We start from the raw sequence: 15,747 nt of genomic DNA, 5'->3' as shown, positions 1-15,747 counted from the left end.
CCAGAAGTTTCGCGACTTTTTGGAGGCCTTTATTTCATAGATATTTCTATCTATACAGAGAATAAACCTATATTTTACCTCAAATTAAAATATATTGTCAATGGAAAAGTTGTGATTTTTTTAAAAAAATGTTATAATAGTCTTATAAATGTTTTTTTGATCGTATTCCGAATTCCGCCGTATTTTTTTACAGATAGAATTATGGATACGTTTTTTCAATATCCTTGTTTAAACCGAAGAAAAATTCAAATAGTTGTGTGAGCTTTAAAGGTAAGTTATAAGTTAGTTGAATAAAATTATCAATTTACTATCTAATAGTAACCGAGTTTTTATTCTACAAGGAGGCCTAGAATAATGAATCTAATCAATAAGAAAGTTACACACGAGCGTTTTGGTATGGGAAGTATAGTTAAATATAATGATTCTAGTATTGAAATACATTTCGCATCGGAAAATAAAAAGTTTGTTTTCCCCGATGTATTTGGAAAGCACCTAAAACTGCATGATAAAAGGGTTGCTAATTCACTCGAAAAAATTATACAAAAAAAGGAAATGAAACGAAAGGAGGAAGAATGGAAGAAGGAAGAGGAAAAAAAACTACAACGAAAAAAACAGGAACTTCGCTGGGGACATGAAAAACTTATGAAAAATCATAAACTTCATCCCGAATCACAAGTGGTTTTTTGGTGTGACACAGAAGAACAGAATAGTTCTTTTTCAGAGTGGAAGGTTTTTTCAGGCGTAATAAAAAGTGGTAATAACAAGGGGAAGCCAACCAAACCTATCCGCTTGCACCAAAATAGCGCTGTCTTGTTAACAGCAATAGATTCCAGCATGCCTGAAAAAGACAGACGTATCTTAGGTGTCTATATGGTGAATGAAGATTTTATCGGTAAGCTTTGTGAAGATGGATATATTCCTGCTCATTCAAAATACAGACTTCAACTTACAGAACAGGAATCGGATCAGATGCTTTTCTGGGAATATTATGAAAACGGAAAATTCCCAGAAAAAATGACATGGAATACAGGTAAATACCGTTATTTTGATAATTCATGGATGGCTCAAATGTTGCTTGATATAGTTTCATTAAAAAGTGACCCAAAGGAACGAGAGCAGGCACAACAATTTTTTGAACATTTTTGTAAAATGAATCTGATAACAGCTGAAGAGTTACCAAAGCCTAATGGCGCATTAACGCGTATTTAGACGTTAGCTCAAAGATAATAAGAATGATAGGGGACTTACACATTTTTCCCACCCATCACTAATGGCGAACAGTGCCTGGCTCTGTTTGCTAATAAGAGTGTAAATAAAGCAGATCTTCTTGCAGTTATTTTTCTTAGTGTTTTTGGTGTATTTATTAACCAATGGTCCTTTTTTAGAGGCTTACAAATAGCTGATTCAACAACATCTGCTTTAATTTTGGCAACAACACCTATTTTAACAGGGTTGTCTAAAACTTAAGAAAATAGTATGGACTAGTATTATGTAACTTGCCCAAGATGAATATTTTCTTATATAGTGAGCAAACTATTCAAGACGCCGTGAGGCATCTACAACTTATTTTTATCTATCACCCGAAAACCCTACTGACCTCAACAGTAGGGTTTTCTTTTTTAAGCTGTATAGGATATACAAAGTTAGTTAACATAATGGATTTTCTAGGAACCTAAGCAAGCAAACGAGCCATTGATGCATAAGGGCTCGCCTAAATTCAACATTTATACATCGTTGATTTATTAACATTTCGAGCCCTTGCTAAATAATATGTTCTACATAAGAAAGGAGAACTTTATGCTCCATTTCATTCAGATACATCAATTATCGAATTCGATTAATCCTCCTCCCCACCATTTTCTTTCCAACTTTTTTGTAGTTTCCGAATATAAATGATTTGACCAATGTGATATGCGTTATGAGTAGTTAAATTTCCAAGTACCTCCCACCACTTTACATGTTCGGAAAAACCCTTTACATCTCTTTCGACTTTTTCCTCAGTTAATAACTCTTGCCATTGTAACAGGACTTCTAATAGTCGATTTTTTAAATGATCAAATGGTTGATTTTCGGCAATTATAAAGCTTTTATTATTATTTTCTATAGAAGGTACTGCATTGACATGAGACTTTTGATATCTAATTTGCCATGTTTCATTCCAGTAAAGTAGATGTTGCACAATCTCAGCTATACTATGACTATCCTTGTTAGGCTTCCATAAAGCCTCTTCTTCTGACAAGTTTTCAATTGAAGCTGAAAATGGCTGGTACCAGCTAGGGTCATTAGCATTTGCTAACAACTGGTCGGCTAAAACATCCTTCGCGTGAAACATGATTTCCATCCCCTTTACAAAAAATTTCCGATTTATTCACAAGAAAAATTAAAATTATGTAAAGGTGCCTTGCTGAAAATGTCATAAATCTATTTTCTTTCCACTAACATACATTCTCTTATATGTAGTTATTTTCCTTTCTTCATTCAACCACTACCTTTCATTTGTTTAACAAATGAAAACTATATACTTTTACATTAGAAGAATATATTTTTGTTTATTTAAAGGGATTTTTGGTTTCTGTAACATGAATTATGTAAACCTACATCTTGCATGTAGGTTTTTGATTTTGTTAAAAACTATCATTGCTTTCTTTAATAAAACCACACAGGATCGTCATCCTTATTTGAGTGTTTTAGAATTCTAACGCTTACTCATCGAACAGTTATATATTTACGTATAAAACTTAAGGAACAGTTATATTTATATGCGAAAAGAAATAGATTTGATAGAGTGACAAAGGGCTTTCAAGCATAAATAACAGCAGAGAATTTGTAGAACATATAGGGCTGATAAAAACGTAAAGAGAGGGAAAACAAATGAGAAAAAATACAATGGAACAAGGCAAGAGTAAATTCTCCAAAAAAGGCTTGAAAAGAATGCGCGATGTGATGATACGGCACGTTGAGTCTGGAAAGATTCCAGGGCTCGTCGCTCTAGTTAGTGGGTACGGCGAGACACATGTCGAAGCGATCGGCACAATGCGCCATGAAGGTGGCTCACCTATGCGCCGGGACACGATTTTCCGGATGGCTTCGACATCTAAGCCAGTTTCGGCTGCGGCGGCAATGATCCTGCTCGATGAGTGCAGGATGCGGTTAGATGACCTGGTAGAGACTTGGTTGCCGGAACTAGCTGACCGACAGGTACTGAAGCGAATCGATGGACCTTTAGATGATACTGTACCAGCGCAGCGACCGATTACCGTACGGGACATTTTGACTTCGACTTTCGGACTTGGCATGGATATAACGTTGTTAGGCACCCCTATTATGGGGGAGATCTTCAAACAAGGGCTCACGCCTGATCTACCGGAGCCTATGCCTGAGCCAGATGAATGGATGCGCCGTCTTGGTACACTTCCGTTGATGTACCAGCCCGGGGAGCGCTGGCAGTATCACATTAGCAACGACCTACTTGGTGTACTCGTTGCTAGAGTCACAGGACAGTCATTTGAAACATTTTTGAGAGAACGCATTTTTGAACCTCTAGGGATGAAGGACACCGGCTTCTATGTATCTGGTAACAAAATCGACCGGCTTCCGCCCCTCTATGCCCCTGATCCAAAGACTGGAGAATTTACCGTGTGGGACGAAGCTAAGGGAGGACGCTATAATCAACCTCCGGCGTTCCAAGGCGGCGGTGGTGGACTGGTCTCAACTGTTGATGACTATCACGCGTACTTCCAAATGCTGCTGAATCACGGCATGCATGGGAACAGACGAATCCTGTCCCGACCTGCCGTTCAGCTAATGACTACCAACCGCCTCACGTCCGAGCAACAAGCTGCCCGAAACACTATGGCTGCTAATAACGTCCATATTTCATTCGGACAAGGGCAGCACGGCGGCTGGGGTATGGGGATGGCGGTGCGTACTTACCGTGGTGACTATGCGCCCCTCGGCCAATTTGGCTGGGACGGAGGAAGTGGCACTTCTACCTACGCCGATCCAAACAACCAGGTAACCGGAATGCTGCTCACTCAGGTTGGGATGTCCACTGCGGATTCTGCAAGGGTTATCCACGACTTCTGGACCATGGTCTACCAAGCAATCGAAGACTAACACCTAGCCCGAAGTTCATTTATAAAAAAGGCCTCTGCTAGGAAGCAGAGGCCTTTTTAATATTTATATTTTCGATAATTCACATTATGTAACTAAGGGTGTATAGAGTATACATTTAATTTAGATTTATATTATAAAGATTAGATCAAGTTAAAAAAGCTAAAACCATATATCGAACAAATAGTAAATACGATGGTCCATACTGCTAAACTAGTTGTCATCCATCCTATTACATGTCGACGCGAAGATCCGAAAGTTAGAGCAAGTACTGCAGCAATATCTGTTCCTACTAAAATAGGAGCAAGCAAAGCTAATCCTGGTATGCCGTATTTTTCCCATATCTTCTTTGACCTTGTTTCTTTTTTAGTTGGACCCGTAATCCCTTTTTTCATTCTTCTTTTTGTTCGCCATGCTGAAAACTGTTTAAAAAATAGCCCTAGCAATAAAATCAAAAGAAGATTACCGATAAATGCTGTTACCCCAACCCCAATGGGTGACAATCCCCATATAACTCCAAGTGGAACAATAATAGATACATCCATCCATGGAGCTACGGCCAGCAAAAATAAAACGAGATATTGCCATACACTATTTGCATTTTGTGCCCATTCTAATAGATTCATTTCTTTTCTCCTCGCATCTTTAAAATTGATTTAGCTTGCGTATAGTTAACCAATATACAAGGTACTGTCCTAACCCCAAAGCTCCTATACTTAGTAACGGAATAAAGCGACTAGTAGAGAAGAGAAAACAGATACCTGCGATTACAGGTAAGGCATACGTATAATAAATATATACGTTCCTGCAAGCTTTAAAAGTAATCCATTGTTGTCCTTCATCTGTTTCTTGAAATTCCGGGGGGATTAGCCCTAAAGAATTAATGCGGGCATGGGGATGTTTACGGTTATGTAATTGCGCCAATACTGTCCAGCATAGTGTTATAGCAATTAAGGCTAAAAACACCATTCTAGCTAACATAGATTGATTTGGATAAAAATCCATAGTAGAAATGGTAAAACATATAATGATTAAAAGAAACATACTCATAGGTATGAATGGGGATCTTATAATACGTTGTAGCATGTTATTCCTTCCCTTCCTTCAGGTAAAATACGTCTTCAACAGATACATTAAATGATTTGGCGATTTTTAAAGCTAGGGCAACAGAAGGAGCATAATCTCCTTTTTCAATTAAACCAACTGTCTGCCTTGTAATGCCGACTGAATCAGCTAAGTCTTGTTGTGTCCATTTAAAACGGGCACGTAATTCACGAACTCTATTTCTGAGCATTTAGAAGCCTTCCTTATCCAATTATTTACTTTTAATTGTAAGTTATCATTTGCAAAATGTAAAGGATAGTTTGCATTTTAGGCGATATAGCTTTATTCCTATAATATGGATTATGGTGCGACAAGAAGTCGCTTTTATATAGCGTGGCTCACGCCACTGGTTTAGACGCAAAAACTATCCCCGTCCAAAACTGCGGGCCTGGTAACGGGCTCGTGGGTTGCATGAGGAAATGCGGAAACAGAGAGTCAGTGCACGACTCGGAACACTGCTAGGGGAAGATGAGTATGGTGAACATTAGTGAAGGTTTGTAAGCTTCGTAAGTGTTAGCTTAGGATAGTGCACAGAATTGCCTGGGTATTGGCAAGAGGAAAAGCAGATTCATAAAGCTGCTGTGACGCGTCCCGTATCTTGCCCGGAGTAAAGAACCCACCTAACCTCGTCGTATCTATAAGATGCGAAACTTGGTAAGCCCTTTGTCATCGTAACGGAAACGAAGGAAAAGGCTGAAAGCATGTATAGGAAACTCATTCCTTACTTACAAAAGCGAGGAATTACACTTAGTAAAGAGAAAACTAGAGTTACACATATTGAGAACGGATTTAATTTTCTCGGTTTCTCGCTGCGTCAATACAAGACGGAACAAGGCAATAAGCTACTAATCAAACCTAGCAGAGACAGCATTAAAAAGGCAAAAAATAAGATAAAAGATACGTTCGCAGTAATGAGAGGACGACCAATAAAAGAACTAATACGTGTTTTAAATCCAATTATTCGTGGTTACGGACAGTATTGGAAACATGTCGTTTCTAAAAAGACGTTTGGATATATGGATAATTACTTATTCCTCAAAATAACAAAACACCTTAAACGACTACATCCAAAGAAGTCGTGGAAATGGATTACCAAACGTTATTTTAAGAAGCCCAACCATGGAGGGAATGATAAATGGACTCTCACATGTCCACTTACTAACATTCAATTGTTAAAGATGTCCTGGATTAAGATAGAACGGCATGTCATGGTAGCCTATAAAAACAGCCCAGATGATCCGAGTCTAAGAGAGTATTGGGAAAAACGAGACCGTAAGGTCTTTAATAATGAAAATACATTGGATAGGATGAAACTCGCAAGAAAACAAGGATATCGTTGTGCATTGTGTAAGCAGACTCTACAAAATGGAGAGAAAGTTACAGTGCGAAACCTAGAGGTTTCTACAGGTAAATTTGCTAAATTAGTACATGTACCATGTATTAAATAAATAAGTTGTTCGGATAAAAAGAAGGCTTGAGCCGTATGACGGGAAATCTGTCACGTACGGTTCTTAGGGGGGCGGGCGCTCGTGAGAGTGCCTGCCTACCCAACTTAACTAAGATTGAATACTGTATTCATAGAAAAATAGTGATCTACTTATCATTAAAATGAAAATAATGGTATTATTTAAATATAAAAAAATAAGGAGAGAATGATTTATGATTAAAAGACTTGATATCAAGAACAGAAAGATAGCAACTGAGATATTGAGTATTCAAATTCCTTCTTATTTGGTTGAGGCAAAGATTATAGGTTATTATGATCTTCCACCATTAATAGATACCATTGATTCGTTACAACAATGCCAAGAAACTTTTTTTGCTTATTACTTACGAGAAGAGTTATGTGGAATTATATCGTTCAAATTAGATAAAACTGAGGTCGATTTACATCGATTAATTGTGCACCCAGAGCATTTTAGAAAAGGCATAGCTCAGAAGCTTTTAGACTTTGTTGAAACGATAGAAGGAGTGAAATCAATGAGAACAACAACGGGGGCTAAAAATACGCCGGCCATTAATTTCTATTTAAAGAATGGCTTCCGTAAGTTACAGGAAGTCAAAGTTGATGAACATCTTACACTCTCTTCCTTTAGAAAATATATTATTTGAATAACTTCTAACATTGATACCGGGAAAATCCATTATGTTATGTTTACATAATGTGAAATATCAGTAGTAAATAAAAAAGAGAGCCCTAAAATAAATAAGGATCTCTTTTTATTTGTAGTCATTTTTGTATCCTTCTAAAAAATAGAATTTATTCTCTCTTTAATTTGTTTTAGCATTTCCTTCAGCACTGACTCCTCAAGATGTTCAGAGACATTTCCAAACAATAAATGATCTATAGGTTCAATTCCTGTAAACTCAAATATCCCAACATCTGATGTAATTTTTAACCCAGCTGTCATTCCAATTTTGTCATACATCTCTTTTGGAGCACCGTGAGTATTAATTATCAAACCTTTCTTACCCTTGAGTAACTGAATAATTCCTTCCTCACCATAAGCATACGCATAGCCATAAGAAAATACACGATCTACATAGCCTTTGATAATGGCAGGAAGACCAGCCCACCAAATTGGATATATAAATGTTATTACATCTGATTGAGTAATGAATTCTTGTTCCGTTTTAATATCATCTGGGATATGGCCAGATTTCATAGCATCCGTATCTTCAGGTTTCAGTACAGGCTGAAAATCTAATGCATACAAGTCTCTCACAACAACCTCATGACCATTGTTCTCTAAGGCTTGAACAATGGTTTCCATTATAGAATAATTAAAACTTTCTGGATGTGGATGGGCATATACAACAAGGTGTTTCATTCATATTCCTCCATTTATATTGGATTTCTTACACCAGAACCAACATTACTGTTCTTTTGAAATATTATTCTTTCTTTTTCTTCTTACTATGAGAATAATAGCAACGACAAAGGCAATTGCACTATATATCCAGGTAAACATAAAGGCAAGACCCAATCCAATATTAGCGTCCACATAGTCGCTGTTCATATGGTCTATAGCTAAATAGAGAAGTGGGAAGCCTCCAATAATAAGTAAGGGTATCAAGAAAATACTCCTTTTTGTCTTTCCGGTTGTTAGTAAAATGATCAGAAAAGATAGCAAAAGAAACATTTCCGAAGCTATCGTCAAAATTAACAGCCTGTTCATATTAAATTTTCTCCTTTATGTAATTGTTTGGAATTTTGGAGTTGCTTGTAATATATTCAATAATGTCTATCATATGAAAATTTTCATTACGTTTCCATATGGAACCCAACATCCGTATATCAATTTTCATAGGGAGCTGATTTCGGACTATTTACTTGTTTCTTACTTTTTTTCTTCCGATTGGTCAATATAGCGACTCCAACTCTAGGATGGAAAAGATGTAAAGGAGGGCGTAGTAAATTCATCACTCTAACTAATCTAAGGTAAATCTCAGGATCAGAAGCTGAAAGCTGGTAAACTTTCTTACTATACCATTGTTTAATCGGCTGTATGAAAGGTTTCTCCCCATTAATATCGGGATGACGAAATGCCTCTGTAATTGCCATATCCCATGGAGTTGCAATAAGAGTAGAAAATCTCTTGTGAAGTATTTTGGTAAACCTTTTATTAGGATATGCAAAATTCCCAAAATAGCGTTGCAACTCTAAGGCTTCCATAGCAGCAACAGATATTCCCTGTCCAAATACCGGATCAAAACGACAGTGAGCGTCTCCAACCACTAAGAAACCTTCTGGAACATTGGCAAGGTCAAAGCGTCGACGTACTTGATAAGGAATTGCATGTATTTTTATTTCTGAAATTGGTTCTACTTGTTCTAGGAAATGAAGTACATCAGGTACAGGTAACTTTTGTGCATAAGAGAAAAACTCCTCAGTTGTTCTTGGTGCATTTTCGTTAGCATAACCACTAAAGGTGATAGAAAAACGATTCCCTTCAATCCTTTGAATATATGCACCATAAGGGTTATCAGGGAAACTAGGAGAGATTAGAAGATTACACCAGTCAGGTCGGTCTTGATTCTTCAGACGAAAGAATCTGGTCGCGTAAAAAAGCTTAATCCCAACCTTCTCTTCCTTAACTTCTATACCATATGATTTTAGCCACTCTACACTCTTTGAACCAAACCCACTAGCATCAATAATAACATTTGCAAGAATTTCTTTTTCGCTTCCTGTCTTAGGGGAGCGCGCTCGTACCCCGGATATTTTATTACATTGATGATCTAATAGTAGTTGCTCGACCTTTGTTTCATACTCGGTTGTAATATTAGGAATTTGTTCAATACGATGTTGCAAATGCCACTCTAACATAGGGCGGCTTTGTTGAATCATCTCTAATTCTCCTAAAAATCGTTTTTTCCAGGAACCAAAATGGTGCCACTTTAAATCTTTTGTAAAGTTATTTATAACGCTGCCATCCTCGATTAATTGATTAAAGAAGTGAGGGAACAACTTCTCAATTGCTTGTTCTCCTCCTTTTAATAAAACATGAGGATGATAACTTTGAGGCAATCTCTTTCTAGGGGCTTTCTCCTCGCACTTTTCCCCAGCTTCTAGAACAATTACTTGCCGAAAAGTATGTGATAGGGCTTTAGCAGCTAGTTTCCCAGCAATGCTTCCTCCGATAACTATTGCTTTCTCCAATATGATTCTCCCCTCAATCTAAATTAGCATAAAATACCATGTGAAATTTATTTTATTATACTTCATAAGAATTACCTTTGAAATGAACTTCTCATAAAATCAAAAGTTTCTAGTCGGAAATCAAATAGGCAGAAGTCCTTTTAAAATAAAGAACTTCTGCCTATTTGATTTTTATTTAATATGATATAGCATATGGATCATATATCCCAGTTAACAATAGAATGCTTGTAAATAAGGCAACTGTTCCTACCACCAACAATGCACTACTTATAATTCTATTCTTTTGCTTACGTGAGAATAGCCCCCATAAAATAAATATAATTGCAAAAAATATTAACATAACTCCTAAGCCCATATTCAAAATTCTCTCGCCTCCTGGAATATAATAACATATACCTTTGTTTCTAGTTAACATAGTCACCGTTACAGGAACAAACCAGCTATTAGAATTATGATTCTAATAGCTGGTTGGAAAGTTAAATTTTATTATTGTGAACATTGACTAGGCTTTTTCTTTCTTTTTTAAAAAATCACTGCTGTTTAAATCGTACACCGTTTTAAATATAAAATCATGTATAAACATCTAAATACCTCCTATCATCTTCTAGGGAAAAACCCTTTGAAAATATATGATAAGTAGTTTGTACATATGTAATAAATAGTTTTTTCTGTTTTTAATCTACATATGATATACATTCTTTCTTCTATAAATTGAGTAAGTAATATCAGGGGTTTATTTCTAAAATAAGACATTGACATATTTTATTATTCTTAATCATAAAGAACAAGAGAAATAAATTCTGTAAGGAGTTGGAACGGATGCGAGCAAGTTATAGAAAATGGAATGAACACCCTTATGACGGAGAGAAAAACCCTCCTCAAGGCTCTTCAGAAGCAGGATATTGGCCAATGTTTTTTTTATCAAAAAGTAGAGATAATCATTTCTTAGATCCTTTTCATCAACCTATCAATTGGAGAATCAAAAACCCTAATGATATTAATTGGCAAACAGAACTTTTTCTAGTAGAACAAACATTAAAATCCCTAACTCCTCAACAAATACAAATTGCGCAGTATTGGGGTACAGGTGAATTATGTGCAAAAATTACTGCAATGATTTTCGATTTAGGTGAAAAATATCAATTAGGATCACCTACTATTGCCAGAGCACTAGGGTATTCCAATGCTGCTATAAACGATACATTCGTAATCACATGGTTTTTAAAGTATCTATGGGGTGTAGCACGACCAAATCAATACGGGAGAAATTTGTCTACCGTGTTGATTACTCCTCGTTTTCCATCTTATCCTTCTGCCCATGCTACTATTGCAGGATGTTCAGAAATATTATTAAGTTATTTCTTCCCCTCAGAGTCGGCAAGAATAAAAAATTTGATGAAAGAAAGTGCTCAATCTCGTTTGTATGCTGGGGTACATTTTAAAGTAGACAATGATGAAGGTTTAAGATTGGGAAGGCAAATTGGTGAAACAATCGTAAAACTAATGAGGTCACAAAACTTAAACACCATTTGATAAGAAGCCTAATAATTATATGTAACTTAACCACTATGAATATTTTTTTATAACTGAAGTAAACTACTCACGATGTGAAAAGACATCGGAGTATGTATAGCATACTGGTAACAAAAAAAATCACTGACGGAAACAGTGATTTTTCGCTTTTTTTAGACTAGCTATACTAATTATATAACTCATTATATTTTCATCATATTTTCACTTTTCTTTTTTATAATGTACTTTGTAAAAAGAAAACTAATCTGTTCATCAAATATAGATCATAAAAATCGTACGATTAGTTAAGCTCACTTTGCTAATCGTACGATTTTTGACTATGTGAACCATGAGAAATAAAAAGATACTTATTCAAAGAAGTACATAGTACATAGTACATACCTAACTTTTCTCAAACACAAACTACTTTTTGTGAATGAATAAATTTATTTATAAAGAGCAAACTACCCAAGACGCCGTGAGGCCTCTACGATAATTCTTTAGCAATAGAGCAGAAAAAACCTACCTCTTTGTGGATTGGGAAGAGATAGGTTTTTTTCTATTTTCAAGGTGTATACTCCATACATTCTTAGTTACCATAATGTAGTTTATAGGTATAAATGAATCCTTCATATTTTTAAAAAATTAATAAATAGAGATTTGGAATATATACTAAATACAGGGAAGGGGTAGGGGAGCATCAAACGGAAATAACATCTGTGTCCATGTTATTGAAAAAACTTATTCTTAATGAACATTATTTAATTAAAAAGGAGAGATTTTATATGACTGATAATAAATCGAATGATTCAGAAAAGGCATTAAATAATAGTATAGATGAAACTGAACTGGTTGAACCTCAAAAAGAGCCTGTAATAAAGCCTTCTGATTCTTATCCACACAGATATTATACTGGAGATGTCTCTATAGTTTCTGATGCTGTACTGAGAAACGATAAAGAATAAAAGAATTTTTCAAGGTATCACCGACCTTTTATCCTATTTCCCACGATAATAAAAAAATTACCCCCAACCTTTAAATTAGGCATAGGGGGTTTTTTTATCTATTCTTTAAAGATTAATATAAACTAAATTACTTATAATATATATGTAATTATTAACTCACTTTAGTTAAAATAGCGTTAACCATTACATACCTTATAGAAAAACCCACTACATGATCAATACTCTTATGATAGCAAGAAAGGAACGAAAAATAACTATTAAGTCATTTCGTATAATGGAGAGATAAGCATATATGAAACCTCCTTAATCTATAAGGAGGCCTCTCTTTTAAAACATAAAAAATTGCTTTGTTATATCTCATCATTTTTATTTAACGATTGTTAGGGAATACTCTTTTAACGGTTTCAGTAAAATCTTCAAATAGGCCATTTCTTGTCGCACCTTCATTAATTCGATTTCCGTACCCTTCCATACGATTCACAAAATCAGGATCAGATGACACGTACACGTTTCGAATATCCTTATCTGTAGCTCTTACTTGATCTGAAATCTTCTTTTTTAAACGGTCGGTTACTTCTCCGTTTGCCTCATTCTTTAAAACAACAGCCACGTATGCATTTCGGTTTGTAACAATCACATTTGCAGTGTCTACTTCATTTAATTTAGCAATACGATCCGCAGCTTTATCAGCTACCTCTAATCGTGTCTGATTATTATTATCTACATTATTATTTTGATCACCGTCGGGTTGAAAACCCACGTCTCGTAGATCATTGTTGTCACGAGTATTTTGAGCTTTTTGTTCAGACGGTTCTTCAGTTGGATCAGGCTCAGCTTCATCTTTTTTATCATTACAACCAAAAAGAAAACCTACTGATAAAATAGCTGATAAGAGTCCCAGTACATACTTTTTTGTCTTCATTCCTTTTTCACTCCTTCTACTAGTCATATATGTATTAAGGTTTACCTTGTTTTTAAAATAATTACAGGAAATAATTTGAAGATACAAGTAGTGATAGCATCATTTTCCGAGTATATATACGTAACCACGGCAAAAAATAAAGATGTTGGAAGAAAGCTTTCTTTCAAACACTTATCAAAGAGGGACTTGCATAATGAATAATGTACAGCAGCTAACTTCTTTATTTAATGTTAATGGCCTATTTGGGAAGAAAAATAATAACAGAGGCATGCTACTGTCACTTTTAAGCATAGGAATTGGGACTTTAGTGATTTGGATAATAAGAGGAAATGGAAATAAACCAGGGGCACCAACCATGCAAACAATGACGAGTAGAAGCCAAATGAAAAACGGTTTATCTAACCAATAAAAGTAAGCATACTTTCTCTACAACGTATAAGTGGGAAGTTTAGATTTAATAAAAAAGCATTTCTATTTAGCTTTTCCATTTAATATAATGCATATAAATTTAGTTAACATACTGAATTTTATCGGAAGTCTTAAAAAGTGGAAATTAAGCATAATATTTGATAAAAGGACGCAACAGAAAAACCTACTGAACATGGGGACTGACCCCATGACAGTAGGTTTTTTCTCTTTTCAGACTGTATACGATATACAAATTCAGTTAACATAATACCTGCTTTCGGAACCAAGCAAGCAAAAGAGTCCTTGATATGTTAGGCTTTTTTTGTTTACCATAAATGCTTAATGATAACCATTTTGTCCATTTTGGCTGTTGCTCGTTTTGTGTTTCGGCTGGCTTTTTTTATTTTGCTTCGTATTACTTCCACCTTTTTTAGTATGCTTTGTCATTGTTTTAAACCTCCCTTTCACCTTGTTAGTATGCTCATATATACAACATAATTTCATACCAATAATTACTTGGCTCGTATGCATCGCCAAGGTTTCACGGGCTAGATATTACAAATGGCAGCATACTCAAAAATCGCGAAGTTAACGAAAAGCACATAGAGAAACGTCATGAAATTATAAAGCTAACCTAATACAGTTAGCTTTATTTATCTTTTACTGAACTGGTTTACATAATGTGAATTATCGGAAATATTGGAAGAAAAGCTAACTTGTATGAAAGCTTAAAAGGAGGGGAAGCTAAGAAAAATTATTTTTTATACGGAGGAACAGAAAATTGCAAAAAAAGAATCCATTAACATCTCCTGAAATTGCAAACTTATGGACACATTATACCCGTGAAACATTATCTGTATGTGTAAATAAATATATGCTTCACACGATCCAAGATCCTGAAATACATAGCCTTTTTCAAACAGCTCTTCAGTATTCACTTAACCATATAGATACCTTAAAAGCGTTATTTAAAAAAGAAAAGTTTCCTCTTCCTAACGGATTTACAGAAGAGGATCTAAATTTAGAAGCTCCTCCTTTATTTACGGACGTTTTGTGTCTCAAATCCCTCTATATGATGAGCACACATGGACACAATGAAATGAGCTTATCTTTTACAACTTCCCTACGTCAAGACGTTGTAGATTTTTATTATCAATGTAATCTTGATGCGATGGAGATTTATAAAAAATCTAAGGACCTGCTTATTTCAAAACAACTTTATCAGCAACCACCTACCTATATAACACCTAAGAAGGTAGAACTGATTAAACAATACCACTATGTAACAGATGTCTTCGGTAAGAAGAGACCCATGAATGCAATAGAAACTGGACATACTTATTTTAATTTACATAAAACAATGATTGCGAAAGCGATGATTCTTGGCTTTTCACAAGTTTCAAAAAATCAAAATGTACGAGCTTTATTAGAAAAAAGCCTCCAAGTAAAAAACAAGCACATTGATATATTTTCATCCCTATTAACAAAAGACAACCTTCATTTACCTAAGTCATGCGATACAGAGATTACAAATTCTACTGTTTCTCCTTTTTCAGATCGGCTTATGCTTCTCCAAACAGGTTTCGTATTTGGTGTAGCAGTAACTTATTATAACGCGGCCCTTATCGCAAGTATGAGAGCTGATATTGCAGCCCATTGTGAAAAGGCAGCCTTGAATAGCTTATGGATATATAGTCGTATTGGGAAAGATATGATTGATAATCAGTGGATGGAACAACCTCCCCAAGCAGATGACCGTAAGAGATTAGATTATTAGACAAACATTCTCAGTGAATAATATTTAATCCCAGGAGCATACTACTACAGGTGATGTAAATCATCACTCCGTATAAAATTACATGTAAGTAGAAAAGACTACTGTTCATGAACTGAACCCAAAAAGTTAGACACTGGACTTGTCAATATTTATTGGACACTAAGTTAAGATACTATGATGAATAGGCTTTTTCGTATTCAATAGGGGAAAGATAATGCAGAGAAGAATGCATTCTTTTGGTATTGTAATAGAGCTCTATATATTTAAATACTTCTTTTCGAGC

General features: G+C 35.3%; 17 protein-coding genes and 2 pseudogenes. 9 read left to right on the top strand and 10 right to left on the bottom strand.

Annotated elements, in window-relative coordinates; genetic code table 11:
* The first annotated feature begins 354 nt into the window (after positions 1–354).
* Both AC1DEF_RS25730 and AC1DEF_RS25725 read left to right on the top strand, forming a co-directional pair.
* The gene (locus AC1DEF_RS25730; protein WP_436362873.1) at positions 355–1,209 is read left to right on the top strand and encodes a malate synthase; all 855 of its coding nucleotides are present in this window, start codon (positions 355–357) and stop codon (positions 1,207–1,209) included.
* 81 nt (positions 1,210–1,290) lie between these two features.
* Positions 1,291–1,455: pseudogene (locus AC1DEF_RS25725) on the top strand (EamA family transporter); the annotation flags it as partial.
* Between the two features lie 382 nt (positions 1,456–1,837).
* Here AC1DEF_RS25725 and AC1DEF_RS25720 read toward each other — a convergent pair.
* Positions 1,838–2,332 carry a DinB family protein gene (locus AC1DEF_RS25720; protein WP_237894391.1) on the bottom strand — a complete coding sequence of 165 codons (495 nt, stop codon included), beginning with the start codon at positions 2,330–2,332 and terminating at the stop codon, positions 1,838–1,840.
* 539 nt (positions 2,333–2,871) lie between these two features.
* Between AC1DEF_RS25720 and AC1DEF_RS25715 the strand changes: the two genes are divergently transcribed.
* Entirely contained in the window at positions 2,872–4,116 is a 1,245-nt protein-coding gene (locus AC1DEF_RS25715; RefSeq protein WP_477727623.1) for a serine hydrolase domain-containing protein, read from the top strand.
* Positions 4,117–4,256: 140 nt separating this feature from the next.
* Here AC1DEF_RS25715 and AC1DEF_RS25710 read toward each other — a convergent pair whose 3' ends face one another.
* From AC1DEF_RS25710 to AC1DEF_RS25700, 3 genes are read right to left on the bottom strand one after another with little or no spacing between them, the layout of a single operon-like run.
* Complete coding sequence (locus tag AC1DEF_RS25710; protein ID WP_471876679.1) at positions 4,257–4,739, bottom strand: small multi-drug export protein; 483 nt, start codon at positions 4,737–4,739, stop codon at positions 4,257–4,259.
* A 19-nt stretch (positions 4,740–4,758) separates the two neighbouring features.
* Entirely contained in the window at positions 4,759–5,199 is a 441-nt protein-coding gene (locus AC1DEF_RS25705; RefSeq protein WP_237894389.1) for a hypothetical protein, read from the bottom strand.
* A 1-nt stretch (position 5,200) separates the two neighbouring features.
* A complete protein-coding gene (locus tag AC1DEF_RS25700; protein ID WP_047933531.1) occupies positions 5,201–5,407 on the bottom strand; it encodes a helix-turn-helix transcriptional regulator in 207 nt (68 codons plus the stop codon).
* Between the two features lie 472 nt (positions 5,408–5,879).
* Here AC1DEF_RS25700 and AC1DEF_RS25695 point away from each other — a divergent pair.
* Together AC1DEF_RS25695 and AC1DEF_RS25690 are read left to right on the top strand one after the other, a co-directional pair.
* Positions 5,880–6,665 (top strand): annotated as a pseudogene (locus tag AC1DEF_RS25695) (group II intron maturase-specific domain-containing protein); the annotation flags it as partial.
* A gap of 211 nt (positions 6,666–6,876) precedes the next feature.
* The gene (locus AC1DEF_RS25690; RefSeq protein ID WP_237894387.1) at positions 6,877–7,329 is read left to right on the top strand and encodes a GNAT family N-acetyltransferase; all 453 of its coding nucleotides are present in this window, start codon (positions 6,877–6,879) and stop codon (positions 7,327–7,329) included.
* Positions 7,330–7,463: 134 nt separating this feature from the next.
* Here the strand turns inward: AC1DEF_RS25690 and AC1DEF_RS25685 are convergent, their stop codons facing one another.
* The 4 genes from AC1DEF_RS25685 to AC1DEF_RS25670 all read right to left on the bottom strand — a co-directional run bounded on the left by AC1DEF_RS25685 (position 7,464) and on the right by AC1DEF_RS25670 (position 10,235).
* The gene (locus AC1DEF_RS25685) at positions 7,464–8,048 is read right to left on the bottom strand and encodes an NAD(P)H-dependent oxidoreductase (protein ID WP_237894394.1); all 585 of its coding nucleotides are present in this window, start codon (positions 8,046–8,048) and stop codon (positions 7,464–7,466) included.
* A gap of 45 nt (positions 8,049–8,093) precedes the next feature.
* Complete coding sequence (locus tag AC1DEF_RS25680) at positions 8,094–8,396, bottom strand: hypothetical protein (protein WP_471876681.1); 303 nt, start codon at positions 8,394–8,396, stop codon at positions 8,094–8,096.
* 119 nt (positions 8,397–8,515) lie between these two features.
* Positions 8,516–9,883: an NAD(P)/FAD-dependent oxidoreductase gene (locus AC1DEF_RS25675; protein WP_471876688.1), complete on the bottom strand. Its 1,368-nt coding sequence runs from the start codon at positions 9,881–9,883 to the stop codon at positions 8,516–8,518.
* 172 nt (positions 9,884–10,055) lie between these two features.
* On the bottom strand, positions 10,056–10,235 hold the full coding sequence (locus tag AC1DEF_RS25670; protein ID WP_471876689.1) for a hypothetical protein: 180 nt from the start codon (positions 10,233–10,235) through the stop codon (positions 10,056–10,058).
* A gap of 464 nt (positions 10,236–10,699) precedes the next feature.
* On the opposite strand from AC1DEF_RS25670, the gene AC1DEF_RS25665 reads away from it, so the two are divergent.
* Entirely contained in the window at positions 10,700–11,413 is a 714-nt protein-coding gene (locus AC1DEF_RS25665) for a vanadium-dependent haloperoxidase (RefSeq protein WP_237894396.1), read from the top strand.
* Between the two features lie 764 nt (positions 11,414–12,177).
* Complete coding sequence (locus AC1DEF_RS25660; protein ID WP_477727622.1) at positions 12,178–12,357, top strand: hypothetical protein; 180 nt, start codon at positions 12,178–12,180, stop codon at positions 12,355–12,357.
* Between the two features lie 370 nt (positions 12,358–12,727).
* Here the strand turns inward: AC1DEF_RS25660 and AC1DEF_RS25655 are convergent, their stop codons facing one another.
* Complete coding sequence (locus AC1DEF_RS25655; protein ID WP_055992560.1) at positions 12,728–13,279, bottom strand: YhcN/YlaJ family sporulation lipoprotein; 552 nt, start codon at positions 13,277–13,279, stop codon at positions 12,728–12,730.
* 193 nt (positions 13,280–13,472) lie between these two features.
* On the opposite strand from AC1DEF_RS25655, the gene AC1DEF_RS25650 reads away from it, so the two are divergent.
* Both AC1DEF_RS25650 and AC1DEF_RS25645 read left to right on the top strand, forming a co-directional pair.
* Complete coding sequence (locus tag AC1DEF_RS25650) at positions 13,473–13,688, top strand: hypothetical protein (RefSeq protein ID WP_098804088.1); 216 nt, start codon at positions 13,473–13,475, stop codon at positions 13,686–13,688.
* Positions 13,689–14,468: 780 nt separating this feature from the next.
* The gene (locus AC1DEF_RS25645; RefSeq protein ID WP_477727621.1) at positions 14,469–15,464 is read left to right on the top strand and encodes a DUF3231 family protein; all 996 of its coding nucleotides are present in this window, start codon (positions 14,469–14,471) and stop codon (positions 15,462–15,464) included.
* A 172-nt stretch (positions 15,465–15,636) separates the two neighbouring features.
* On the opposite strand, the gene AC1DEF_RS25640 is transcribed toward AC1DEF_RS25645, so the two are convergent.
* Positions 15,637–15,747 (bottom strand): IS3 family transposase (locus AC1DEF_RS25640; RefSeq protein WP_477727650.1); only part of this gene is annotated, 111 nt, incomplete at its 5' end.

The organism is Priestia sp. 10L35 (assembly GCF_056395685.1).
This window is presented reverse-complemented; position numbering and strand designations above follow the sequence as displayed.